General features: G+C 41.3%; 23 protein-coding genes. 17 read left to right on the forward strand and 6 right to left on the reverse strand.

Features of this window, described 5'->3' with window-relative positions:
• The first annotated feature begins 4 nt into the window (after nt 1–4).
• Nucleotides 5–3,103 (forward strand): multidrug efflux RND transporter permease subunit AcrB, encoded by a 3,099-nt coding sequence (acrB, locus tag L5B71_RS09825; RefSeq protein WP_265758196.1) that lies wholly within the window; start codon nt 5–7, stop codon nt 3,101–3,103.
• A 144-nt stretch (nt 3,104–3,247) separates the two neighbouring features.
• Here the strand turns inward: acrB and recF are convergent, their stop codons facing one another.
• Genes recF through dnaA form a run of 3 tightly spaced genes read right to left on the reverse strand, consistent with a single transcriptional unit; the run spans nt 3,248 to nt 6,812 of the window.
• Nucleotides 3,248–4,327, reverse strand: coding sequence for a DNA replication/repair protein RecF (gene recF / locus L5B71_RS09830; RefSeq protein WP_265758197.1), 1,080 nt, complete (start codon nt 4,325–4,327; stop codon nt 3,248–3,250).
• Nucleotides 4,328–4,339: 12 nt separating this feature from the next.
• Complete coding sequence (dnaN, locus tag L5B71_RS09835; RefSeq protein WP_265758198.1) at nt 4,340–5,440, reverse strand: DNA polymerase III subunit beta; 1,101 nt, start codon at nt 5,438–5,440, stop codon at nt 4,340–4,342.
• Between the two features lie 10 nt (nt 5,441–5,450).
• Complete coding sequence (dnaA, locus tag L5B71_RS09840; RefSeq protein ID WP_265758199.1) at nt 5,451–6,812, reverse strand: chromosomal replication initiator protein DnaA; 1,362 nt, start codon at nt 6,810–6,812, stop codon at nt 5,451–5,453.
• A gap of 354 nt (nt 6,813–7,166) precedes the next feature.
• Between dnaA and rpmH the strand changes: the two genes are divergently transcribed.
• The 6 genes from rpmH (at nt 7,167) to mnmE (ending at nt 11,528) form a co-directional block, all read left to right on the forward strand.
• Entirely contained in the window at nt 7,167–7,301 is a 135-nt protein-coding gene (rpmH, locus tag L5B71_RS09845; RefSeq protein ID WP_005539760.1) for a 50S ribosomal protein L34, read from the forward strand.
• A 14-nt stretch (nt 7,302–7,315) separates the two neighbouring features.
• Nucleotides 7,316–7,675 carry a ribonuclease P protein component gene (gene rnpA, locus L5B71_RS09850; RefSeq protein WP_265758200.1) on the forward strand — a complete coding sequence of 120 codons (360 nt, stop codon included), beginning with the start codon at nt 7,316–7,318 and terminating at the stop codon, nt 7,673–7,675.
• Entirely contained in the window at nt 7,639–7,899 is a 261-nt protein-coding gene (yidD, locus tag L5B71_RS09855; protein ID WP_265754328.1) for a membrane protein insertion efficiency factor YidD, read from the forward strand. The genes rnpA and yidD overlap by 37 nt, the downstream gene beginning before the upstream one ends.
• Nucleotides 7,899–9,512, forward strand: coding sequence for a membrane protein insertase YidC (gene yidC, locus L5B71_RS09860; protein ID WP_265758201.1), 1,614 nt, complete (start codon nt 7,899–7,901; stop codon nt 9,510–9,512). Before yidD ends, yidC begins: the two co-directional genes overlap by 1 nt.
• A 227-nt stretch (nt 9,513–9,739) precedes the next feature.
• Nucleotides 9,740–10,081, forward strand: a complete 342-nt coding sequence (locus L5B71_RS09865) for a n-acetylglutamate synthase (protein WP_115250123.1) — start codon at nt 9,740–9,742, stop codon at nt 10,079–10,081.
• 88 nt (nt 10,082–10,169) lie between these two features.
• Complete coding sequence (gene mnmE, locus L5B71_RS09870) at nt 10,170–11,528, forward strand: tRNA uridine-5-carboxymethylaminomethyl(34) synthesis GTPase MnmE (RefSeq protein WP_265758202.1); 1,359 nt, start codon at nt 10,170–10,172, stop codon at nt 11,526–11,528.
• Nucleotides 11,529–11,618: 90 nt separating this feature from the next.
• Here the strand turns inward: mnmE and L5B71_RS09875 are convergent, their stop codons facing one another.
• Both L5B71_RS09875 and L5B71_RS09880 read right to left on the reverse strand, forming a co-directional pair.
• Nucleotides 11,619–12,350: a hypothetical protein gene (locus L5B71_RS09875; RefSeq protein ID WP_265758203.1), complete on the reverse strand. Its 732-nt coding sequence runs from the start codon at nt 12,348–12,350 to the stop codon at nt 11,619–11,621.
• On the reverse strand, nt 12,350–12,898 hold the full coding sequence (locus L5B71_RS09880) for a hypothetical protein (RefSeq protein WP_265758204.1): 549 nt from the start codon (nt 12,896–12,898) through the stop codon (nt 12,350–12,352). The genes L5B71_RS09875 and L5B71_RS09880 overlap by 1 nt, the downstream gene beginning before the upstream one ends.
• Nucleotides 12,899–13,024: 126 nt before the next feature.
• On the opposite strand from L5B71_RS09880, the gene L5B71_RS09885 reads away from it, so the two are divergent.
• The 9 genes from L5B71_RS09885 to agaF all read left to right on the forward strand — a co-directional run bounded on the left by L5B71_RS09885 (nt 13,025) and on the right by agaF (nt 22,060).
• On the forward strand, nt 13,025–13,435 hold the full coding sequence (locus tag L5B71_RS09885; RefSeq protein WP_265758205.1) for a helix-turn-helix domain-containing protein: 411 nt from the start codon (nt 13,025–13,027) through the stop codon (nt 13,433–13,435).
• A gap of 253 nt (nt 13,436–13,688) precedes the next feature.
• A complete protein-coding gene (gene ribF / locus L5B71_RS09890; protein ID WP_265758206.1) occupies nt 13,689–14,636 on the forward strand; it encodes a bifunctional riboflavin kinase/FAD synthetase in 948 nt (315 codons plus the stop codon).
• Nucleotides 14,637–14,821: 185 nt separating this feature from the next.
• On the forward strand, nt 14,822–17,641 hold the full coding sequence (gene ileS, locus L5B71_RS09895; RefSeq protein ID WP_265758207.1) for an isoleucine--tRNA ligase: 2,820 nt from the start codon (nt 14,822–14,824) through the stop codon (nt 17,639–17,641).
• 191 nt (nt 17,642–17,832) lie between these two features.
• Entirely contained in the window at nt 17,833–18,330 is a 498-nt protein-coding gene (lspA, locus tag L5B71_RS09900) for a signal peptidase II (RefSeq protein ID WP_265758208.1), read from the forward strand.
• Nucleotides 18,327–19,271 carry a 4-hydroxy-3-methylbut-2-enyl diphosphate reductase gene (gene ispH / locus L5B71_RS09905; protein WP_265758209.1) on the forward strand — a complete coding sequence of 315 codons (945 nt, stop codon included), beginning with the start codon at nt 18,327–18,329 and terminating at the stop codon, nt 19,269–19,271. Before lspA ends, ispH begins: the two co-directional genes overlap by 4 nt.
• A 186-nt stretch (nt 19,272–19,457) precedes the next feature.
• Nucleotides 19,458–19,931: a PTS N-acetylgalactosamine transporter subunit IIB gene (gene agaV / locus L5B71_RS09910; protein ID WP_265758210.1), complete on the forward strand. Its 474-nt coding sequence runs from the start codon at nt 19,458–19,460 to the stop codon at nt 19,929–19,931.
• A 14-nt stretch (nt 19,932–19,945) separates the two neighbouring features.
• Nucleotides 19,946–20,722 (forward strand): PTS N-acetylgalactosamine transporter subunit IIC, encoded by a 777-nt coding sequence (agaW, locus tag L5B71_RS09915; RefSeq protein WP_265758211.1) that lies wholly within the window; start codon nt 19,946–19,948, stop codon nt 20,720–20,722.
• Nucleotides 20,712–21,554, forward strand: a complete 843-nt coding sequence (agaE, locus tag L5B71_RS09920) for a PTS N-acetylgalactosamine transporter subunit IID (RefSeq protein ID WP_265758212.1) — start codon at nt 20,712–20,714, stop codon at nt 21,552–21,554. The genes agaW and agaE overlap by 11 nt, the downstream gene beginning before the upstream one ends.
• Nucleotides 21,555–21,625: 71 nt before the next feature.
• Nucleotides 21,626–22,060: a PTS galactosamine/N-acetylgalactosamine transporter subunit IIA gene (agaF, locus tag L5B71_RS09925; protein WP_265758213.1), complete on the forward strand. Its 435-nt coding sequence runs from the start codon at nt 21,626–21,628 to the stop codon at nt 22,058–22,060.
• A gap of 73 nt (nt 22,061–22,133) precedes the next feature.
• On the opposite strand, the gene glpE is transcribed toward agaF, so the two are convergent.
• Nucleotides 22,134–22,478: a thiosulfate sulfurtransferase GlpE gene (glpE, locus tag L5B71_RS09930; RefSeq protein WP_265758214.1), complete on the reverse strand. Its 345-nt coding sequence runs from the start codon at nt 22,476–22,478 to the stop codon at nt 22,134–22,136.
• A gap of 127 nt (nt 22,479–22,605) precedes the next feature.
• On the opposite strand from glpE, the gene ubiA reads away from it, so the two are divergent.
• The gene (gene ubiA, locus L5B71_RS09935; RefSeq protein WP_265758215.1) at nt 22,606–23,472 is read left to right on the forward strand and encodes a 4-hydroxybenzoate octaprenyltransferase; all 867 of its coding nucleotides are present in this window, start codon (nt 22,606–22,608) and stop codon (nt 23,470–23,472) included.
• The last annotated feature ends 112 nt before the right edge of the window (nt 23,473–23,584 follow it).

Consider the following 23,584-nt stretch of genomic DNA (forward strand, 5'->3'; position numbering starts at 1 on the left):
GCGAATGAAATTTACAGATATATTTATTCGTCGCCCCATTTTAGCGGTTTCGATTAGCTTGCTGATTGTGATTTTAGGTTTGCAAGCTATTTCGAAATTGACGGTGCGTGAATATCCTAAAATGACTACCACGGTAATTAATGTTACCACCACTTACCCGGGGGCAGATGCTAATCTGATCCAAGCGTTTATTACGTCAAAATTAGAAGAAGCGGTGGCGCAGGCGGATAATATTGATTATATGTCGTCTGAGAGCCGTCCAAATGTGTCTTCTATTACGGTGAAAATGAAGCTGAACACCGATCCAAATGCCGCACTAGCTGATGTGTTAGCGAAGGTGAATTCGGTGCGTTCAGCTTTGCCAAGTGGTATTGATGACCCTGCGATCACCTCTTCTACAGGGGGATCGGGGGTTATGTACATCAGTTTCCGTTCCAACAAATTAGATGCAAGCCAAGTCACCGACTATATTGAACGTGTGGTGAAACCGCAGTTCTTTACCGTGGAAGGGGTGGCAAAAGTGTCAATTTTTGGGGCATCACAATATGCAATGCGTATTTGGTTAGATCCGCAAAAAATGGCATCGCAAAACCTTTCGGCGCCAGAAGTAATGGCGGCGTTATCAGCAAACAACGTGCAAACGGCGGCGGGGAATGATAACGGCTATTTCACGGTATATAAAAACAAAGTGGAAACCACCACCAAGACCGTAGAGCAGTTGCAAAATTTGATCGTGTATTCAAAAGGCGATAATCTCGTGCGTTTGCGTGATATTGCGGACGTCGAATTAAACAAAGAAAGTGATGACAGCCGCGCAGTGGCGAATGGTTCGGATTCCGTGGTGCTAGCTATTGATCCTGCATCAACGGCAAACCCATTAACAGTGGCAGGAAATATTCGTCCGTTATATGAAAGCATTAAACGCAATTTGCCAGATAGTATGGAAACGGACATTCTTTACGATCGCACGATTGCGATTAATAGCTCCATTGACGAAGTGGTAAAAACCATTTTAGAAGCAACCATTATCGTATTGGTGGTGATCACGCTATTTATCGGTTCATTGCGTGCTATTTTGATCCCAGTTATTACTATTCCGATTTCCTTAATCGGGGTAATAATGATGTTGCAAGCCTTTGATTTTTCCATCAATTTGATGACCTTGCTGGCCTTAATTTTGGCTATCGGCTTGGTGGTGGACGATGCGATTGTGGTGCTAGAAAACGTGGATCGCCATATTAAGCTCGGTGAATCCCCTTTCCGTGCTGCGATTATCGGTACAAGAGAAATTGCAACACCGGTTATTTCAATGACTATCGCCTTGATTGCGGTGTATTCCCCAATGGCATTAATGAATGGGATTACCGGTTCATTGTTTAAAGAGTTTGCGCTCACCCTTGCTGGAGCGGTGTTTATTTCAGGGATTGTGGCATTAACGCTTTCTCCAATGATGAGTAGTAAATTGCTCAAACCGCATACTGAGCCATCAAAACTTGAGCAACGTATTGAAAATACCTTAGGAAAATTGACCCGCACTTATGTATATTTGCTTGGCATTGTAATGAATAGCCGCAAATTTGTGCTGACCTTTGCCGTGGTGATTTTTGCTACCTTACCAATGCTGTTTAATTCCCTTTCTAGTGAATTAACCCCAGCAGAAGACAAAGGTGCATTTCTTGCCTTAGGGACTGCACCTGCGAATGTGAACGTGGATTATGTACAAGGGGCAATGAAAGGGTATGAAGATATCTTGAAAAACACCGAAGAAGTGGGCTTTTCAATGGTTATTTCTGGTGCGCCAGCGTCTAACCAATCGCTCAACGTGGTTACCTTAAAAGACTGGAAAGAACGTAGCCGCAAACAAAGCGAGGTGTTAGCAGAGCTAAACAAAAAAGCGCAAGCGATTCCAGAAATTTCGGTGAGTGGTTTCGCCTTCCCCGAAATTGAAACAGGGGAACAAGGCCCTCCAGTGAGCTTTGTGATTAGCACCGCGAAAGATTACAAAGAGTTGGCAGACGTTGCTGGGGCTTTCCTCGATAAAATGAAAAACTCTGGACAGTTTGTGTACACCTCTTTAGCGTTGAAATTTGATACCGCACAGATGAAAGTAACCATTGATAAAGAGAAAGCGGGAACTTACGGCGTATCAATGCAACAAATTAGCCAGACTTTAGGCAGCTACCTTTCTGCCGCCACCATCACCCGTGTGGACATTGATGGCCGTGCGTACAAAGTGATCTCGCAAGTCAAACGCAAAGATCGCCTTGCGCCAGAAAGTATGGATAATTACTTTGTTAGAGCAAGCAATGGTGAATCTGTGCCGTTAAGCAGTTTCTTAACTGTAACACTTGAATCACAGCCAAGTTCATTACCACGCTTTAGTCAGTTAAATTCCGCGATTATCGGTGCAGTGCCTTCACCAACCACCAGTATTGGTGATGTGGTGAAATGGTTGCAAGACACTGCGAGTCAGGATTTACCACAAGGCTATAACTACGACTTCAAAGGCGAAGCCCGTCAGTTAGTGCAAGAAGGGAATGCTTTAGCGGTAACCTTTGCCCTTGCGGTGATTATCATTTTCTTAGTGTTAGCGATTCAATTTGAATCTATCCGCGATCCACTGGTGATTATGATTTCCGTACCGCTTGCGGTGAGTGGGGCATTATTCGCCTTGAATTTATTCAGCTTGCTTGGCGTGGCAGGAGCAACCTTGAACATTTATTCGCAAGTGGGATTAATTACTCTTGTGGGCCTAATCACCAAGCACGGTATTTTAATGTGTGAAGTGGCAAAAGAAGAGCAGCTTTATCACCATAAAAACCGTCGCGAAGCGATTATGGCAGCCGCTACGGTGCGTTTACGTCCAATTTTGATGACCACCGCAGCAATGATCGCAGGCTTAATCCCATTGCTCTACGCCACAGGCGCAGGCGCGGTTTCTCGCTTTAGTATCGGGATTGTGATCGTAGCAGGGCTGGCAATCGGCACGCTATTTACCTTGTTCATCTTGCCAGTCATTTATACTTACATCGCAAGTGAACACAAACCCTTGCCAGAGTTTGATGAAAGCATCAAACCGATCGAAGCCAATGGCCAGCATTAATTAATGCATTAAAAATCAAAAGCTACCTTCGGGTAGCTTTTTTTATTGGATAAACACAAGAGTAAGTGCGGTAAGATTTTATCGCGTTTGGCAAAAAAAGGAGAAAAAAGTACCGCACTTCAGTGTAGGAAAATCAAAGAAAGATCAGATTTTTTCTATTAGAACCCCATTTTGTACACTAAAAGTGCGGTGTTTTTCAGGTTGCATTTCTTTTAGCTGATTGTGAGTGATTGCGCTCACGAATACTTGCGAACCGCTTTGTTGTAAGCGTTCAGCGAGTAAGGATCGTTTTGTTTTATCTAATTCAGAAGCAAAATCGTCAATTAAGAAAATGCAATGGCGATCTTTTTGTTGGGTTAAGTGTTCCCCTTGAGCCAAGCGCAAGGCACACATTAGCAGTTTTAATTGTCCGCGCGAAAGCACATCTTCTACGGGTAAACCGTTGGCTTTAAAGCGAAAATCAGCCTTTTGCGGGCCAGATACGGTGTAGCCAATGGCACGATCACGCTCAAAATTTTGGCGTAATAATTCGGCGTAATCGCTATTTTTGTCCCAACCTTGGTGGAAACTCACACTGATTTCTAATTCAGGCAGAAATAGCTGGCAAGTTCGTTCAATTTCAGGGCGTAAGGCTTCGGCATAATCGGCACGCCATTCGCTGATTTGGTTGGCAAGATTGACCAGCTCTTTATCCCAAATATGAATATGTTCGTAGCGAAAGGCTTGTTGCAAAGCGGCGTTGCGTTGCTTTAATAAGCGGTTAAGCTGGCTCCATACAGGGTGAAATTGGTTGTGATGGTGAAACAATCCCCAATCCAAAAAAGCACGGCGATAGCTTGGACCGCCATTGAGTAAGGTCAGTCCTTCTGGGGTGATCATTTGCATCGGCAATAAATGGGCAAGATCGGCGATTTTTTTCGCTTCTTCACCGTTAATTTTGACCTGTGTATTACCTTGACGATGTTTTTGCAAACCCACTGACCATTGATGCTGTTGCTCTTGAATTTTGCCGTACAGAGTGAAGTGGGACTGTTCGTAAGAAATGATCCGATTTGCCACCGCACTTTTAAAAGAGCGTCCGTGAGCAAGATAAAAAATAGCTTCAAGCAAGCTCGTTTTGCCACTGCCATTATTGCCCACTAAAAAGTTAAAGCCGTGGTCAAATTCCAGATCCACGGCGGTTAAATTGCGAAAGTTTTCAACAGTTAAGCGTGAAATCGCCATATCAATTATAAACTATAAACGCATTGGCATAATCACATATTCTGCGCTGTTATCGTCCACATCTTCAATTAAACAGCTTGATGAGGCATCAGTTAAGCGCATACGCACTTGTTTACATTTTAGCGCATTGAGTACATCGAGCAGATAGCTTACATTAAACCCTACTTCTAATGCCTCCCCTTCGTATTGAATATCGATTACTTCTTCCGCTTGCTCTTGTTCTGAGTTACTTGCGGTAATAGTCAATTGATGATCCGCAAGTTGTAAACGTACTGTTCTGACTTTGTCATTCGATAAAATAGCTGCTCGAGCAAAAGCTTGTTTTAAGCCTTCCCAATCCCCCACCATAATACGTTGGGCATTGCGTGGCAATACTCGACGGTAATCTGGGAATGGTCCATCGATCAGTTTAGAGGTAAAGATAATCTGTCCTAAATCAATACGTAAATTGTTAGTGCCAATTTGCACTTGTGCGGAAGAATCATTGGCTTCGAGCAAACGAGCCAATTCAAGTACTCCTTTGCGTGGTAAAATCACAGAATGAATTTGTAAATCTTGTTCCAAAGGAATCGTGCAGACTGCAAGACGATGACCGTCAGTTGCTACGGTACGGATTAAATTACCCTCGGTTTCAAATTTCATTCCGTTAAGAAAATAGCGTACATCTTGATTGGCCATTGAAAATTGAGTTGCATCGATTAAACGGCGTAGGGTTGCTTGTGTTGTAGTGAAATCTACTTCAGCTTGCCAATCGATGAGATTTGGGTATTCATCTGCAGGTAAGGTTGTTAAATTAAATTTACTGCGTCCACAATAGACTAAGGCTCTTTCTTCTTCAAAATTAACTGCAATATCTGAACCATCTGGAAAGCTACGGCAGATATCAAGGAATTTTTTGGCTGGAATAGTGAATCGTCCGTCTTGTGTCGCACTATTTAACTGGGTTTGAGTGGAAAGCTCCACTTCCATATCCGTGCCTGTCATTGTTAACGTCAGCCCATTGATGTCAAGCAATACATTACTTAATACTGGTAATGTTGGGCGGCTACTTAATACACCACAAACTTGTTGTAAAGGTTTTAACAGATTTTCTCTTAATACAGTAAATTGCATATTTTCGTCCTTAAACTGATAAGGTTCGGATTAAATTAGACCAATCTTCTTGAATACTTGGGTCTTGTTGTTTGAGTTTATCTACACTTCGACAAGCGTGCAACACAGTGGTGTGATCGCGATCACCAAAACTGCTGCCAATTTCAGGGAAACTACGATTGGTAAGCTCACGTGAAAGCGCCATCGCAATTTGGCGTGGACGTGCCACGGATCGGGCGCGGCTTTTTGATTTAAGATCCGCCACTTTGATGCGGTAATATTCCGCCACCACTTTTTGGATATTTTCCACTGTTACCAATTTTTCTTGCAACGCCAGCATATCTTTGAGGGTTTCGCGCACAAAGTCAATAGTAATCGGCTTGCCAGTAAATTCTGCATTAGCGTGTACGCGGTTAAGCGCGCCTTCTAACTCACGCACATTGGTACGTAATTTTTCGCCGATAAACAGTGCCACTTCTTCAGGTAAGCACATATTTTTTTCTTCCGCTTTCTTTAATAAAATAGCGACACGGGTTTCAAGCTCTGGTGGCTCAATGGCGACACTTAATCCCCAACCAAAACGTGATTTTAGGCGATCCTCGATTTTTTCGATCTCTTTTGGATAGCGGTCTGACGTTAAGATAATTTGCCGACTGCTTTCAAATAATGAGTTGAAAATATGGAAAAATTCTTCTTGTGTACCGTCTTTACCCGCGAAGAATTGAATATCATCAATCAGTAAGGCATCTAAAGTGCGGTAGAATTTTTTGAAGTTTTCCATTTTATCTTCTTGCAAGGCTTTTACATACTCTTGCATAAAACGCTCCGCGTGGATATAAATCACGCGCGCCTCAGGCTTGGTAGCTAAAATACCATTGCCTACGGCGTGTAATAAGTGGGTTTTGCCAAGCCCTGTGCCACCGTACAGAAATAGCGGGTTAGCGCTTTGTTCACCAGGGTTGATCGCCACTTTTTGCGCCACGGCTCGGGCCAATTGGTTGGATTTCCCCTCCACAAAGTTTTCAAAAATGTGCTTGGTATTTAAGTTAGAACGATAGCTAGTTTTTGGCTCGCTTGGCTGCGCTGATGCCTTATTTTGGTGGGCGGTAGGGGATGGCGTGGTTTTACGCATCGCAGGTTTTGAGCCTTCTTGCACCTTCACACTAAAATCCGCATTGCCAGAAAATTGTTGGGCTAAACGGCTGATTAATTCAAGATAATGGGTTTCGACCCAATTTTTAACAAAAACGTTGGAGGCATATAACACCATATTGTTATCACCCATAATATCAGCTTGCAATGGGCGTAACCAAGTGCTGAAATCCGTTGGTGAAACTTGATCTTGCAGTTGTGAAAGGCAATCCTGCCAAAGTGATGCGAGCGTGGTTTTCATTGTTATTATGTCTAGTTTATCTGTTAAACGTTTGAATAGTCCGCAGAAAAGTGCGGTGAGAATTCAGTTAATTTTACAATAAAGTTGAGAAAAGATCTTTATAAAAGGATCAAAAAAATCGAAAAAGGCGGCTTGAGATTTTTGTCCAAAAAAGTATAATTCATCCCGCTTTTATGCTTTCAAATAAGAAAAATGCAGATTATGTTGCGATTTTTCTTATTCTTATTTGACGAACGGCTCATTTGTGATTACAATTCCGTTCCTTATTTTAGTAACCCTTGTTTCAATTCGTTTTTGGCTATCTAAATGTCAAAGGCAATGGTTAAACAATGTTGATTTAGGTAGATTATAGTTATGAAACGTACATTTCAACCATCTGTATTAAAACGTAGCCGCACTCACGGTTTCCGTGCGCGTATGGCAACTAAAAACGGCCGTCAAGTTTTAGCTCGTCGTCGTGCTAAAGGTCGTAAAAGTTTATCTGCATAATCCAGCCCTTCGCGGTGATTAAGCTAGACTTTTCTAGGGAGTTACGTCTGTTAACTCCCGCTCAATTCAAATATGTTTTCCAAGATCCGCAACGTGCGAGTTCCCCCGAAATTACCATTTTAGCCCGTCCTAATCAGGAAGCTGTTCCACGTTTAGGTTTAGCGGTGGCCAAAAAGCATCTAAAACGTGCCCACGATCGTAATCGCATTAAGCGTTTGTGCCGTGAATGTTTCCGTTTGTTGCAACATCAGTTACCGCATTATGATTTTGTTATTGTGGTAAAACAAGGGATTGGGCGTTTAGACAATCAGCAAATATTCAATTCATTGGATAAATTATGGCAACGCCACATTCGCTTGGCTCGAAAGTCTTAATTGCGCTTATTCGCTTTTATCAACTGGTTATTAGTCCTTTAATTGGCCCACGTTGTCGATTCACGCCAACTTGTTCTTGCTACGGCATTGAAGCATTAAAAACGCACGGTGCGTTAAAAGGTGGTTGGCTTACGTTAAAACGTATATTAAAATGTCATCCTTTACACGCTGGTGGATACGATCCTGTTCCGCCGAAGATCAATAACAACAAAGAGAACAAATAATGGATTCAAGACGTAGCCTGTTAGTGCTAGCACTACTCTTTATTTCTTTTCTTGTTTATCAGCAATGGCAAGTGGATTACCATTCACCAAAGCCTGTTGCCACTGAACAAGCGCAAACTTCTAATTCTCAAGGTGAATTCACAGCAAATTCAGACCTTGCTAACCTTGCTCAAGGTAAACTGATTACCTTAGAAAATGACGTATTCCGTCTAAAAGTGAATACATTAGGTGGGGACATAGTGCGTTCTGAATTATTAAAATATAATGCAGAATTAGATTCCCATACACCATTTGTTTTATTGAACGATACACCCGAGCATATTTATATTGCACAAAGTGGTTTAGTTGGCAAAAACGGGATTGACACCAAAGCAGGTCGTGCAAATTACCAAGTAGAAGGGGAAACGTTTAAACTGGCTGATGGACAAAATGAGCTTGTTGTGCCATTAGTATTTGAAAAAGATGGCGTAACTTACCGCAAAATTTTCGTATTAAAACGCGGTGAATACGATGTGGCTGTGAATTATCAAATTGATAACCAAAGTACACAATCAATTCAAGTGGAACCTTATGCTAAATTAACTCACACTTTAATTGAAAGTTCAGGTAGTATGACAATGCCTACTTATACTGGTGGTGCTTATTCTTCCTCTGAAACGAATTATAAAAAATACAGCTTTCAAGATATGGAAGAAAAAGATCTTTCTATTCAAACGAAAGCAGGTTGGGCAGCAGTGTTACAACATTATTTCGTATCTGCGTGGATTCCAAATCAAGACAATACACATCTTTTATATACTTCTACAGACAAAGCGCGTAATTTAGGGGCTATTGGTTATCGTGGGCCAGTGGTGGATATTCCAGCTGGCGCAACAGAAAGCATCACTAGCAAATTATGGACAGGGCCAAAATTACAAAATGAAATGGCAAAAGTGGCAAACCACTTAGATTTAACCGTGGATTACGGTTGGGCGTGGTTTATTGCGAAACCATTATTCTGGTTACTTACTCACATTCACGATTTAGTGAAAAACTGGGGACTTGCGATTATTGGTGTAACCCTTGTGGTGAAAGGCTTGCTTTACCCATTAACTAAAGCACAATACACCTCAATGGCGAAAATGCGTATGTTGCAACCGAAAATCCAAGAAATGCGTGAGCGTTATGGTGAAGATCGTCAGCGTATGAGCCAAGAAATGATGAAATTGTATAAAGAAGAAAAAGTGAACCCACTGGGTGGCTGTTTACCAATTCTCTTACAAATGCCAATTTTCATCGCCTTATACTGGACATTTATGGAAGCCGTTGAACTACGTCACGCACCATTCTTTGGTTGGATTCAAGATTTATCGGCACAAGATCCGTATTTCATCTTGCCAATTTTAATGGGCGGCTCAATGTTCTTATTACAAAAAATGTCACCAACACCAGTTGCTGATCCAATGCAACAAAAAATTATGACATTTATGCCATTGATCTTTATGGTATTCTTCCTATTCTTCCCAGCAGGTTTGGTACTCTACTGGTTAGTTTCCAACCTTATTACCATTGCTCAACAACAATGGATTTACCGTGGGTTAGAGAAAAAAGGATTACATTCCCGTAAAAAATAACTAGCTAGAGTAGATACTTTATTTATGGGCGAACCTAAGTGTTCGCCCATTTTAGATCAAAAAATCCCTTTAATTGCTTGATTTTGTTATATAGTTAGCTGTTTGAAAAGAAAGTTAGTGATTGCTTTTAATCTGTAATACAATTATCTCCCTACAGGAGCGAACCTATGTGTTGGTCCAATTTACTGAATTTTAAAATGAGTTCATACCTTTTACCGGAGATTACAATGAAATATAACCTAAATCAAAAATGCTTTACCGCAGTAGTAAATAGTGAAAATGGGGAGGTAAATCCTTCCACTCACTTTCATTATTTTCAACAAGACGAAATGATTTGGGCAGAATATGCAGGCGGTGAAATTAAAAAAGGTTTTCTAATTGGAAAATTTATTGCAGATGATGAAATGAGTTTTACCTATCAACATCTTAACCAGCAAGGTGAAAATCGCCTAGGTAAATGTTTGAGCAGAATTGAAACCTTGCCTTCAGGCAAATTACGCTTGAATGAACAATGGCAATGGTTGGACGGTGAGCAGGAAACTGGTTCATCAGTTGTCGAAGAAATTTAATGAAATAAATGTCATCCACCGCACCGTTTATTGCTCGAGATAATATTTGAGCGTTTCTAAAAGTGCGGTCGTTTTTCTAGGAAAAATTATGTCAAAAGAAACCATAGTCGCCCAAGCCACCCCGATTGGACGTGGGGGGGTCGGTATTTTGCGAGTATCAGGGCCACTTGCTCAGCAAGTGGCAGAAGCGGTGCTAGGCAAAAGTCTTAAGCCACGCGTAGCGAACTATTTACCGTTTAAAGATAGCGATGGCACGGTGTTAGACCAAGGGATCGCGCTATTTTTCAAAGCCCCAAATTCTTTCACGGGGGAAGATGTACTAGAGCTACAAGGTCACGGCGGACAGATTATTTTAGATCTCTTACTCAAACGCATTTTGCAAGTCAAAGGTGTGCGTTTGGCGCGCCCAGGGGAATTTTCTGAACAGGCGTTTTTGAATGATAAATTGGATCTCGCTCAAGCGGAAGCCATTGCCGATCTCATTGATGCGAGCTCCGAACAAGCGGCACGTTCTGCATTGAAATCCTTACAAGGGGAATTTTCTAATAAAATTAATCACCTTGTCGATGATGTGATTTATCTACGCACCTATGTAGAAGCGGCGATTGATTTCCCTGATGAAGAAATTGATTTCTTGGCGGACGGTAAAATTGAAGCCAAATTGCGTGAAATTATTGCTCAACTTGCTGCCGTGCGCGCGGAAGCTAAGCAAGGGGCGATTTTGCGTGAAGGAATGAAAGTAGTGATCGCAGGGCGACCAAATGCAGGAAAATCCAGCCTACTCAATGCCCTCGCAGGACGTGAAGCGGCGATTGTAACTGATATTGCAGGCACAACTCGAGATGTGCTGCGTGAGCATATCCACATTGACGGAATGCCGTTGCATATTATTGATACCGCAGGTTTGCGTGATGCTACCGATGAAGTAGAGCGCATAGGGATTCGCCGTGCGTGGGACGAAATTGAGCAAGCAGATCGCATTATTCTGATGTTAGACAGCACCGATAGCGAAGAAAATCTTGCGCAAGTGCGGTCAGAATTTTTGGCAAAATTGCCGAACAATATCCCTTTAACCATTGTGCGTAATAAAGCGGATTTAAGTGGTGAAGCAGAAACCATTAGCGAGAAAAATGGACAAACCATCATCAGTCTTTCGGCGAAAACACAAGTTGGCGTGGACTTACTGCGTGAGCATCTGAAACAATCAATGGGTTATAACACCAGTGTAGAAGGGGGATTCCTTGCACGCCGCCGCCATTTAGAAGCCTTAGAACAAGCGGATACCCACTTACAAGCAGGGCTTATTCAGCTCACAGAATTTTACGCAGGTGAACTGCTCGCCGAAGAATTGCGAATGGTGCAGAATCACCTGAGCGAAATCACTGGACAATTTACCTCTGATGATCTGCTTGGCAATATATTCAGCTCGTTTTGTATTGGTAAGTAGATTAATATAAAGGTTAGAATAAATATTGGTATCAGATTTGGGAGAAAATAAATTAATGGCTATATTAGATAGCCCTTAATTAGTGAATATTTAGTTTATATAGTCATTTAGTTTTTCTTTGATATCTTTTACGAGTGCTTCCATCTTTGCGTATGAGTTAATACCTGAAGAATTGGTGAAAAATGGGCAGACACAAATTAAAGTTTCTTTAAACTTAGCATAAGCTATTTTTATCTCAGCGTTATTTGAATAAGTAAAATTGTCTTTTCCAGTGAAACAACGGACGAAATTATTTACTTCACTGATCCCCGTACAAACAATTAATTTAGGTCTATATTTTTCTAATAGAGCACGGAAGTATTTGCCTCGATATTCTATGCACCAATTTTTGTACTCGGAAAATGAGGAAAACCCTGTTGCTTTTTGATAATTCTCTTCCCAATTTATTGAACTACGATTTTTGAAGGGTAATGGGTACATATTGAGTTTAAAACCTATGCCATTAGCTTGCTCTGAATAGAGAATATGATGACGTTTAACTAAAGCTTCCATATTTTCATTATGATACAATTCTAAATGATAAAAATACCGTAAAAACCAACAAATTTTTCGATTATATACATATTTCCAATCACCAACACAATCAGGATGATCCCAAGAGTAAATGGGTGATTTATCGTGTGGTAATTGTAAAAACTCATCTAATTTTTCAGATAAGTCATAACCATGTTCTAAACCACAAAACCAAATTTCAGAAGCGGGATTACCGCCATCACAACCTGCTAGTGAAAGTGCAGTGCGTTTGAATTGTTCGGAGACCATTATTTGAGCTCCTTAGTTCTTATTTCTGTGAATAGATGCCCACAGTTTTTGCAACGATAGTAATCTTCAAATTTTATTTTAGTACATGGTACTTGTCTTGTTTTGGTTCTTCCTGATGCTAAAGTTTCTGTTACTTCTTTATATACGGTGTAACGATCAATCTGTTTGGAGCCTAGTTCGTCAATATCTTCCGAATCACATTTGGGACAATGCGTTGTTAGTGCATGGCAAATCCCTTTTAGTATTCCTAATATACAAAGGAAGGGAAAACTAATTATAGTTGATGCGATATGAAATATTTTTTTCCAAATAGAATTCTCGGATTTATTGAGATCAGCAGAGATTTCTTGCATAATTTTTTTCTCTTCTTCTGCTGATAATTGAGATTGAAGGATATTACCGATAGGGGGAGTATTCTCTTTTTTAGGAACAAAATATCTGAAGATGGTTTTAATTACTTTAAAAAGAAGTTTGAAAATATAGTACCATACCACTAATGTAATGATTATTTGAAAAATAGGAATTATAATTTCTTTAACATTTTCCATAATTGATTCTCCAAAAGTTTGAAATTGTTAGTGATTATACATTTTTGATAATTGATGCTACAATCAACCAAAAGTAAAACAAGCATACCCAAATAATAGATCAACCTATACCAAAAATAGCTATGTATGAAAACGAATGAAAAAATCCGCCATTTGAGAGAAAGTCATCAATGGACTCAAGAAGATATGGCTAACAGACTATCCATGTCTACCCAAGGTTATGCGAAAATTGAACGTGGAGATACACGTCTAAATTTAGATCGATTGGGGCAGATTACGGAAGCTTTTGGCATTGATATAATGGAATTGCTTTCTTATGGCGAAGAATCGCCAATTCAATTCAATAATATTTCAAATAACGAATCTGTGTCACATACATTTTTTTCTACTGGGCAAGTTTCTGATAATGAATTACAAAAATTGCACTTAATCATTTCTCATCAAACAGAAACAATCGAAAGTTTAAAGCGAGAAAATAAATTACTGATGGAAATGAATGAGTTACTAAAACAGAAAAGGGAACCTTTAACTGATTAAATTCGTTAGTATCCTCATACTCAGAACCTTTTTGAACCACAATTAAAGATAGTTGGAATATCTTTAATCGTCTTTGCTAAGCCAAGATGATTGGTCTTTTTTCAAAAAAGCATACTTACATTTATATCATCACTATATGATAGTGAGTGATGCTCTTACCTTGATAGTTCTTGTTGATTGGCATAGAAAATTGAGATATAAGATGAGGTTATTTTCCTGCTATCATAACATTTTTTTACTAACGGAATTTTTAATGCAATTAATTCAAGGGTTAAAACAACTGCCCGCCATTTTGCAAAAACAAGGCTCTGCCTTAACCATTGGGAATTTTGATGGCGTGCATTTAGGTCATCAAGCAGTGTTGCGCCATTTGCGTGAAAAAGCAAGTGTGCTTTCTTTGCCAATGGTTGTGATGCTTTTTGAACCCCAGCCTAGCGAATATTTTATGGTGGACAACGCACCGCCGCGTTTAATGCGGTTGCGCGATAAATTAAGTGCGCTGGCGGATTTGGGTGTGGATTATGTGATTCGTATTAAATTTGACCGCACTTTTGCTCAGCTTTCGGCACAGCAATTTATTGAACAATGTTTGGTGCAGAAACTCAACGTAAAATTTTTAAGTATTGGTGATGATTTCCGTTTTGGCGCAGGGCGTACAGGGGATTTTGCGCTGTTACAACAAGCGGGGGAAAAATATGGTTTTGTGGTGGAAGATAATTGCAGTTTTCGTTTAAATCAACAACGCATTAGCAGTACGGCGATCCGTCAAGCTCTTGCTGATGATAATTTAGCCCTTGCCAAGCAGCTTTTGGGCAAGCCTTATTGTATTTATGGGCGCGTGGTGCAAGGCAATAAATTAGGGCGAACCATCGGCTTTCCAACGGCAAATATTCGCCTGCAACGCCAAGTGAATCCAGTGAAAGGCGTGTATGCCGTGCGCGCTAAATTGCCTGATGGCACGCAATATGAAGGTGTAGCAAATATTGGTCGCCGCCCGACTATCAATGGTGTTAAACAATTGTTAGAAGCCCATCTATTTGATTTTAAAGGCGATATTTACGGGCAACCCCTTCAGGTTGAGCTATGCCATAAAATTCGTGATGAAGTAAAATTCCCCTCTTTTGACGATCTCAAAGCACAAATTGCGAAAGATGTGGACGTGGCGAAGGATTATTTTAGCCAAGCTAAAAGAACCAGATAAATAGCTTAAAGTGCGCTAAAAAATGTGCAAAAAAATCACCGCACTTTAGGAGCCATTGATAATTCAGGATTGAGTAACAATTCCCACGCCACCATTCTTTAACATTGGGTCATTTATGCGTATAATGCCAAAGTTATTGTGCATTCAATGCAAGATTTTATTTTTATACAACGTGGAAAAAACAAATGTCGAATGAAAATGTAGATTACAAAAACACGCTTAACCTGCCTGCGACAGGGTTTCCAATGCGTGGCGATCTGGCGAAACGTGAGCCAGTAATGCTTAAAAATTGGTATGAGAAAAAACTTTACGAAAAAATCAGACAGTCTGCACAAGGGAAAAAGTCCTTTATTCTGCACGATGGTCCTCCTTATGCCAACGGTTCAATTCATATCGGACACGCTGTAAATAAAATTCTGAAAGACATTATTGTGAAATCCAAAACTGCGGCAGGTTTTGACAGCCCTTATATCCCAGGGTGGGATTGCCACGGTTTGCCGATTGAATTGAAAGTAGAAGGCTTGGTTGGGAAACCGGGAGATAAAATTTCTGCGGCACAATTCCGTCAAGAATGTCGTAACTATGCGCGCGAGCAAGTGGAAGGGCAAAAGAAAGATTTTATTCGCTTAGGTGTGTTAGGGGATTGGGATAATCCTTATTTAACAATGAATTACGACACCGAGGCGAACATCATTCGCACGCTGGCTAAAGTGGTGGAAAATGGGCATCTTTACAAAGGTTATAAACCGGTGCACTGGTGTTTAGATTGTTCGTCGTCTTTAGCAGAAGCGGAAGTGGAATATGAAGATAAAACTTCACCGTCTATCTATGTGAAATTCCCAGCCACCGATGAAAGTGCGGTGCTAAATAAATTTAATTTAAGCGAAACAGGCAGTGGTGAAGTAGCCGCGGTGATCTGGACAACTACTCCTTGGACATTGCCGTCAAACCGTGCGATTGCTGTGAATGCGGATCTTGTTTACCAATTATTACAATTTGGTGATAAGCGTTTGATCCTAGCGAAAGATTTGGTGGAAAGCGTACAAAAAGCCTTAGGCGAAGAGAACGTGAAAATGCTAGGCGAAGCAAAAGGGGCTGATTTAGAACTTCTTCGCTTTAACCACCCATTCTATGATTACAGCGTGCCAGTGATTTTAGGTGATCACGTTACCACTGATGGCGGTACAGGCTTGGTTCACACCGCGCCAGATCACGGTCAAGACGACTATTTGGTGGGCTTAAAATATGGCTTAGAAATGGCAGCATTAATTAATGATGCAGGCGTATTTAAGGCTGAAACGCCATTTTTTGCCGGCAAAGGCGTGTTTGAAAGCAATGATTTAGTCATCGAAAAACTCAAAGAAACAGCTAACTTATTGAAATTAGAAAAAATTCGTCATAGTTACCCACATTGCTGGCGACATAAAACGCCAATTATTTTCCGTGCTACCCCGCAATGGTTCATTGGAATGGAAACAAATGGCTTACGTCCGCAAGCCTTAAGCGAAATCAAAAAAGTGCGCTGGATTCCAGATTGGGGTCAAGCGCGTATTGAAGCAATGGTGGAAAATCGCCCAGATTGGTGTATCTCCCGTCAGCGTACTTGGGGCGTGCCAATGGCGTTATTTATCCATAAAACCACCGAAGAATTACATCCGCGCACCCTTGAACTTATTGAGCAAGTGGTACAGCTGGTAGAACAATCAGGTATTCAAGCGTGGTGGGATCTTGATCCAAAAGATCTGCTTGGTGATGATGCAGAAAATTATAAAAAAGTGCCAGATACCCTTGATGTATGGTTTGATTCAGGATCGACTTATTCTTCTGTGGTGAAAGCGCGCCCAGAGTTTAACGGCTTGAACGCTGATATGTATCTTGAAGGTTCAGATCAGCACCGCGGTTGGTTTATGTCATCGCTAATGCTTTCTACTGCAACGGATAACCACGCGCCTTATAAGCAAGTGCTAACTCACGGCTTTACCGTAGATGGTAAAGGGCGCAAAATGTCAAAATCCATCGGAAATATTGTGACTCCGCAAGAAGTGATGGACAAATTCGGTGGCGATATTTTACGTTTATGGGTGGCTTCAACGGATTACACGGGTGAGATGTCTGTTTCAGACGAAATCTTAAAACGTGCCGCCGATAGCTATCGCCGTATTCGTAACACGGCGCGTTTCCTTTTGGCGAACCTAAATGGCTTTGATCCAAAACGCGATTTAGTCAAACCAGAAGAGATGATCGTACTCGATCGCTGGGCGGTGGATTGTGCTTTGAATGCACAAAAAGAGATCCAAGACGCTTATGATAATTATCAATTTCACGCCGTTGTTCAGCGTTTGATGAAATTCTGTTCAATTGAAATGGGATCATTCTACTTAGATATTATCAAAGACCGCCAATACACCACCAAAGCGGACAGCCTTGCGCGCCGTAGTTGCCAAACCGCTTTATGGCATATTGCAGAAGCCTTGGTACGTTGGATTGCACCGATTTTATCTTTTACCGCTGATGAAATTTGGCAATACATCCCAGGTGAACGTGCGGAATTTGTGTTTACCGAAGAGTTTTATGACGGCTTATTCCCATTAAACACACAAGAAACTATGAACGATGCTTATTGGCAGCAAGTGCTGAGATTGCGTGATGAAGTCAACCGTGTGTTAGAGCAAGCTCGTGCGGATAAAACCATTGGCGCAGCATTGGAAGCAGAAGTTACCCTTTATGCGAACGATGAATACGCGAAGATTTTATCGCAACTGGAAAATGAACTACGCTTTGTGCTGATTACGTCAAAAGCACAAGTTAAGCCATTATCCGAAGCAGATGTTGATGCGGGCGAAGTGGAAGGCTTTAAAGTGAAAGTGGTTCGTTCCGCCAATGAAAAATGTCCGCGTTGCTGGCATTATTCTGACACCATCGGCACCAATTCAGCGCACCCAACCCTATGTTCACGCTGTGTGGAAAATGTGGACGGCGAAGGTGAAGTAAGACGCTTTGCGTAAAATATGAAAAAATTCCACCGCACTTTGATTTAGTTAAATGACAAAGTGCGGTGCTTTTTTCATGAATTTTTGTTTGGCGTAATTGAATGTATAGGATCGATCAATGTGTCCGTCCGAATCCCAATCCTAATCGGGCACACACATCGGTGCGTCGCTACATTTGGAAACAACCTACATTTTGGAACAAATAGATGTCAAAATCTAAATCAGGTTTATCATTTCTCTGGCTAAGTGCGGTGGCATTTGGCTTAGATTTGTTTACCAAATATTTAGTGGTAAACCATTTTGAGCTGTACGAAAGTCTCCGAATTTTGCCTATTTTTAATCTCACTTATGTGCGAAATTATGGTGCAGCATTTAGTTTTCTAGCGGATCATTCAGGCTGGCAGAAAAGCTTTTTTATCTTGCTTGCCCTTGGGATTTCCACAATGCTCACGATTTTCTTAGCAAAAAATAAGGCGGGCCAACGGCTGCAAAACACCGCCTATGCCCTAATTATTGGGGGGGCACTGGCGAATATGGCCGATCGTGCGTACCACGGTTTTGTGGTGGATTTTTTCGATTTCTACTGGCAACAATGGCATTACCCAGTCTTTAATGTGGCGGACATTGCTATTTGTATTGGTGCCGCGTTGCTTGCCATTGATGCGATTAAAAATAATGACAAAAAAACGGAGAAGGCCCAGTGAAAATTATTTTAGCCAACCCGCGTGGCTTTTGTGCAGGGGTAGATCGTGCCATTAGTATTGTCGAATTAGCCTTAGAAATTCACGGTGCGCCGATTTATGTACGCCACGAGGTGGTGCATAACCGTTTTGTGGTGAATGGATTGCGTGAACGTGGCGCGGTGTTTGTGGAAGAATTAGATGAAGTGCCAGACGGGGCTATCGTGATATTTTCCGCTCACGGCGTTTCTCAAGCCGTTCGCCAAGAAGCCAAAAGACGCGAGCTGAAAGTGTTTGATGCCACTTGTCCGTTAGTAACTAAAGTGCATATGCAAGTCGCGCGTGCCAGCCGCAAAGGCACAAAAGCCGTGCTAATCGGACACGAAGGCCACCCCGAAGTAGAAGGCACAATGGGGCAATATGATAATGCACAAGGCGGTATTTATTTAGTGGAAGATGTGGAAGACATCGCCAAACTTGCGCTGACGAAAGAAGATGACATCACGTTTATGACGCAAACCACTCTTTCCATTGATGATACCAGTGAAGTGATTGCAGCGTTAAAAGAAAAATATCCAGCCATTCAAGGCCCACGCAAAAACGATATTTGTTATGCCACCACGAACCGCCAGCAAGCGGTGAGAGAATTAGCCAAGATTGCTGATTTAGTGATTGTTGTTGGCTCAAAAAATTCTTCCAATTCCAACCGATTAGCCGAACTTGCAACCAGAATGGGCGTAACTGCGAAACTGATTGATGATGCTAATGATATTGACATTGCGTGGCTCAAAGACGTTTCCACTATTGGCATTACCGCTGGCGCTTCAGCCCCTGAAGTATTGGTGCAATCGGTGGTCAATCGCTTAAAAGAACTTGGTGTAACCCAAGTGGAAGAGCTACAAGGCTGCGAAGAAAACACCGTGTTTGAAGTACCGAAAGAGTTGCGGATTAAAGCAGTGAATTAATTATTAAGTGATATAAACTCACGAAAGCCACTTTTGCAAAAGTGGCTTTTTTCTCGCCTAAAATTGACCACACTTTGGACAAAATATTTTTAGATCTCTGTCACACTTTTTTATTTTGCTCTTTGCTTTCTTTATTTTTTAGGCGTAAAAAGAAAATACATAAAAAAGGTTATCAAGGAGCGTGTTATGCCAAATATTGTGTTAAATCGAATTGATGAACGTTTGATCCACGGTCAAGTTGGCGTGCAATGGGTCGGCTTTGCCGGGGCAAATCTCGTGTTAGTTGCCAATGACGAAGTGGCTGAAGATCCAATGCAGCAAAACTTAATGGAAATGGTGCTAGCGGAAGGGATTGATGTGCGTTTTTGGCCATTACAAAAGGTGATTGACAATATCCATCGCGCGGCAGATAGACAAAAAATCTTGCTCGTTTGCAAAACACCGAGCGATTTTTTAACCTTAGTACAAGGTGGCGTGCCAATTGACAAAATTAATGTAGGCAATATGCATTATGAGGAGGGCAAAACACAGATCCATAAAACCGTATCCGTAAATGATAAAGACCGTGCCGCATTTGAACAGCTACGCCAGCTTGGTGTGCAATGCTTTATTCAAGGGGTACCAACTGAAGATGTAATAGATTTATTTAAATTATTATAAAAAGAGAGGAAACTATGGAAATTGGACTTTTACAGGCACTCTTATTGGGTGTAGTTGCCTTCTTTGCAGGTCTTGATCTCTATAATGGTTTAACGCATTTTCATAGACCAGTTGTATTAGGGCCTATTGTGGGAGCGATTTTAGGGGATTTACAAACAGGGATTTTAGTTGGCGGTACCCTTGAATTAGTCTGGATGGGGCTTGCACCATTAGCCGGCGCGCAACCACCGAATGTGATAATTGGCACAATCGTGGGAACGGCATTTGCCATCACGACCAAAACCGATCCAAAAGTGGCCGTTGGGGTTGCCGTGCCGTTTGCCATTGCGGTGCAAATGGGGATCACTTTCTTATTCTCTGTAATGTCAGCCGTAATGTCGCGTTGTGATCAAATGGCGGAAGAAGCGAATCTCAAAGGCATTGATTATGTGAACTATCTTGGTTTGTTAATTCTTGGCTCGTTCTATTTTTTCTGTGCTTTCCTACCAACTTTTTTTGGCGCAGAATATGCGGGTAAAATCATTGCAATGTTGCCAAAAGAAGTGATTGATGGCTTAGGTGTGGCTGGCGGTATTATGCCAGCTATCGGGTTTGCGGTATTAATGAAAATTATGATGAAAAATGCCTATATCCCTTATTTTATCCTAGGTTTTGTCGGGGCTGCTTGGCTTAACCTACCAGTATTAGCGATTGCTGCTGCAGCGGTTGCAATGGCGCTCATTGACTATATGCGTAAAGGCAATACTGAAACCAAAGCAACGCAAAAAGAGGAGTTTCAAGATGGAATCTAAAGCACGTCAAACCGTACAAAATGACAATGTGTACGAAGATCAAACAATGGGTACAGAGCTTACTAAATCTGATATTAATACGATGGCGTGGCGTTCTTTATTGCTACAAGCCTCTTTCAACTATGAGCGTATGCAAGCGGCAGGTTGGTTATATGGAATTAGCCCCGCATTGAAAAAAATTCACACCAACAAAGCGGACTTAAGTAAGTCAATGAAAGGGCATTTGGGCTTTTTTAATACCCATCCGTTCCTTGTTACCTTTGTAATGGGTATTGTGCTGGCAATGGAGCGTTCTAAACAAGAAGTGAACGCCATTCAAAGTACAAAAATCGCCGTGGGTGCACCGTTAGGTGGTATTGGTGATGCCTTATTCTGGTTTACCTTATTGCCAATTTGTGGTGGTATTGGGGCAAGTTTAGCTTTACAAGGCTCGATCCTTGGTGCAATTTTCTTCTTTGTAGTATTCAATATCGTGCATTTTGGTTTACGTTTTGGTTTAGCCCATTATGCCTACAAAATGGGGGTAGCGGCGATTCCAACCATTAAGGCTAACACGAAAAAAGTTTCACACGCTGCATCAATGATCGGTATGACTGTGATTGGCGCATTAGTTGCTACTTACATTCGTTTCCAAACTACCGCAGAAATCACGGCAGGTGATGCAGTGGTGAAAATACAAGCCGATGTACTAGATAAACTGATGCCAGCCTTTTTACCGCTTGTGTATACCTTATTGATGTACTATTTAATCAAGCGCAACTGGTCTCCATTACGCTTAATCATTCTCACCGTAGTGATTGGTATCGGTGGACGTTTTGCGGGTATCCTATAAATTTAGTTGTTATAAACGCCGAGTGTTTGCTCGGCATTTTTTATTTATTTTGGAGCAATAAGGAGAAAAAGATGACAACCTTGATCGTGAGCGGACACGGACATTTCGCCACAGGGCTACAAAGTGCGTTGGAGCAAATTATTGGGCAATATCCAAAGGTGGCCTTTTTTGATTTTGATGATAAGCAAATCACGCCAGAACAGTTACGCCAAAACATCGAGCAATATCTCAATGCGGAACAGGAAAGTGCGGTGCTTTTTTGTTGCGATATTTTAGGTGGCACACCATTTCGTCAATGTGCAATGATTGCACAACAGTTTGAGCACGCAGAAGTGATTGTTGGCACCAATTTACAGATGTTGATTGAAACCATAATGGCCAAAGATGAGCTTGAGTTTCTTGAGCTGGTAACACAAGCCCTAGCTAGTGCCAATCAAGGCATCACCACACTTTCAGCGCAACAAAAAACAAAAAGAACGGCGCGTGCAGAAGATGATGGTATTTGAGATTAAAGTTATGTCTTAAAGGGCGCAAAATTCCGCCCTTCCTTATGAGGGAGATTAAGTCTTAAGAATAAGGTTAGGTCGCATTTTTGCCTTGCCCCGCGCCTCTCTCTAGAGGTAAATCGGCTTGTTCCCAGCCCATAAAACCGCCTTGCATACTATAGACATTATCGTATCCTTGTTCGATAAGAAATGCACCTACATTGCGACTGCTGATACCGTGATAACAGCTCACGATAATGGGATCATCATAATCCACTTTCTGCTGAAATTCGGCATAGCTTTGGTTGGTCAAGTGAAATGCCCCTTTTGGATGGCTATGGGTAAAACGAGGAAAATCGCGAATATCCACCAGCGTGGCGTTTTCTTCATTCATCATTTTCCAAGCTTGTTGTGGGGTGATTTCTTTAAGTGCGGTCATTTTTTTCCTTATTTTTAGCGATGAATAAAATAATGCGCTATCTTATTGACATAGATCAATTTGTTCAAGACCTTTGCGATTTTTTCAAGTAAAATAACCGCACTTTTGATTTAGCTGATTTAGGACTATGCCAAAATTTTCGGAAAAACTCAGTGCTTACGCACAATTGATGCGTTTTGACAAACCGATTGGTACATTATTATTATTGTGGCCAACACTTTGGGCATTGTTTTTGGCAGAGAAAAATTTTCCGTCTGTTTTGGTGCTAATGGTATTTGTGCTTGGCGTGATCATTATGCGTGCCGCAGGTTGTGTAATTAATGATTATGCGGATCGCCATATTGACGGCAAAGTAAAGCGCACTTCGCAACGCCCTTTAGCGACAGGAAAAGTGAGCGGAAAAGAAGCCAAATGGCTTTTTGCAGGGCTGATATTCTGTGCTTTTATTCTGGTGCTATTTCTGAATTATTACGCCATTGGCTTGTCTTTTATTGCGGTACTGTTAGCCTTTATTTATCCCTTTATGAAGCGCTATACCCACCTTCCGCAATTTTTCTTAGGGGCAGCCTTTGGCTGGTCTATTCCGATGTCCTATGGGGCGTTGATCGAACAACTGCCCTTAGAATGTTGGCTGCTGTTTGTGGCGAATTTAGCCTGGACGGTGGCTTATGACACGCAATATGCAATGGTGGATCGTGATGATGATTTGCGCATTGGGGTAAAATCCACCGCCATTTTGTTTGCACAATATGACAATAAAATCATCGCTTTATTGCAATTTATTGCTTTAGGAACGCTTGTTCTCATCGGCTACCAATCTCATTTGCATTACAGTTATTTTATTTTACTTGCGTTCACGGCATTGCTTTTCATTTATCAATGTAAACTCACCCGCCACCGCCGTCGTGAGGACTGTTTCAAAGCCTTTTTAAATAATAATTATGTGGGAATGGGCGTGTTTATCGCTTTTCTTGCAGGCATCTTTTTTGCATAATTTGGCTTCAAATTAAGCCATTGAAGACGATTTTTCTTTTGCTTTACGCTAAATGATGTACTCAGTTAGTTTATCAAAAATAATCTAACGATTTGTACTTGAAATATATCTT

It is taken from the genome of Avibacterium sp. 21-586 (assembly GCF_026226775.1).
GTDB lineage: Bacteria > Pseudomonadota > Gammaproteobacteria > Enterobacterales > Pasteurellaceae > Avibacterium.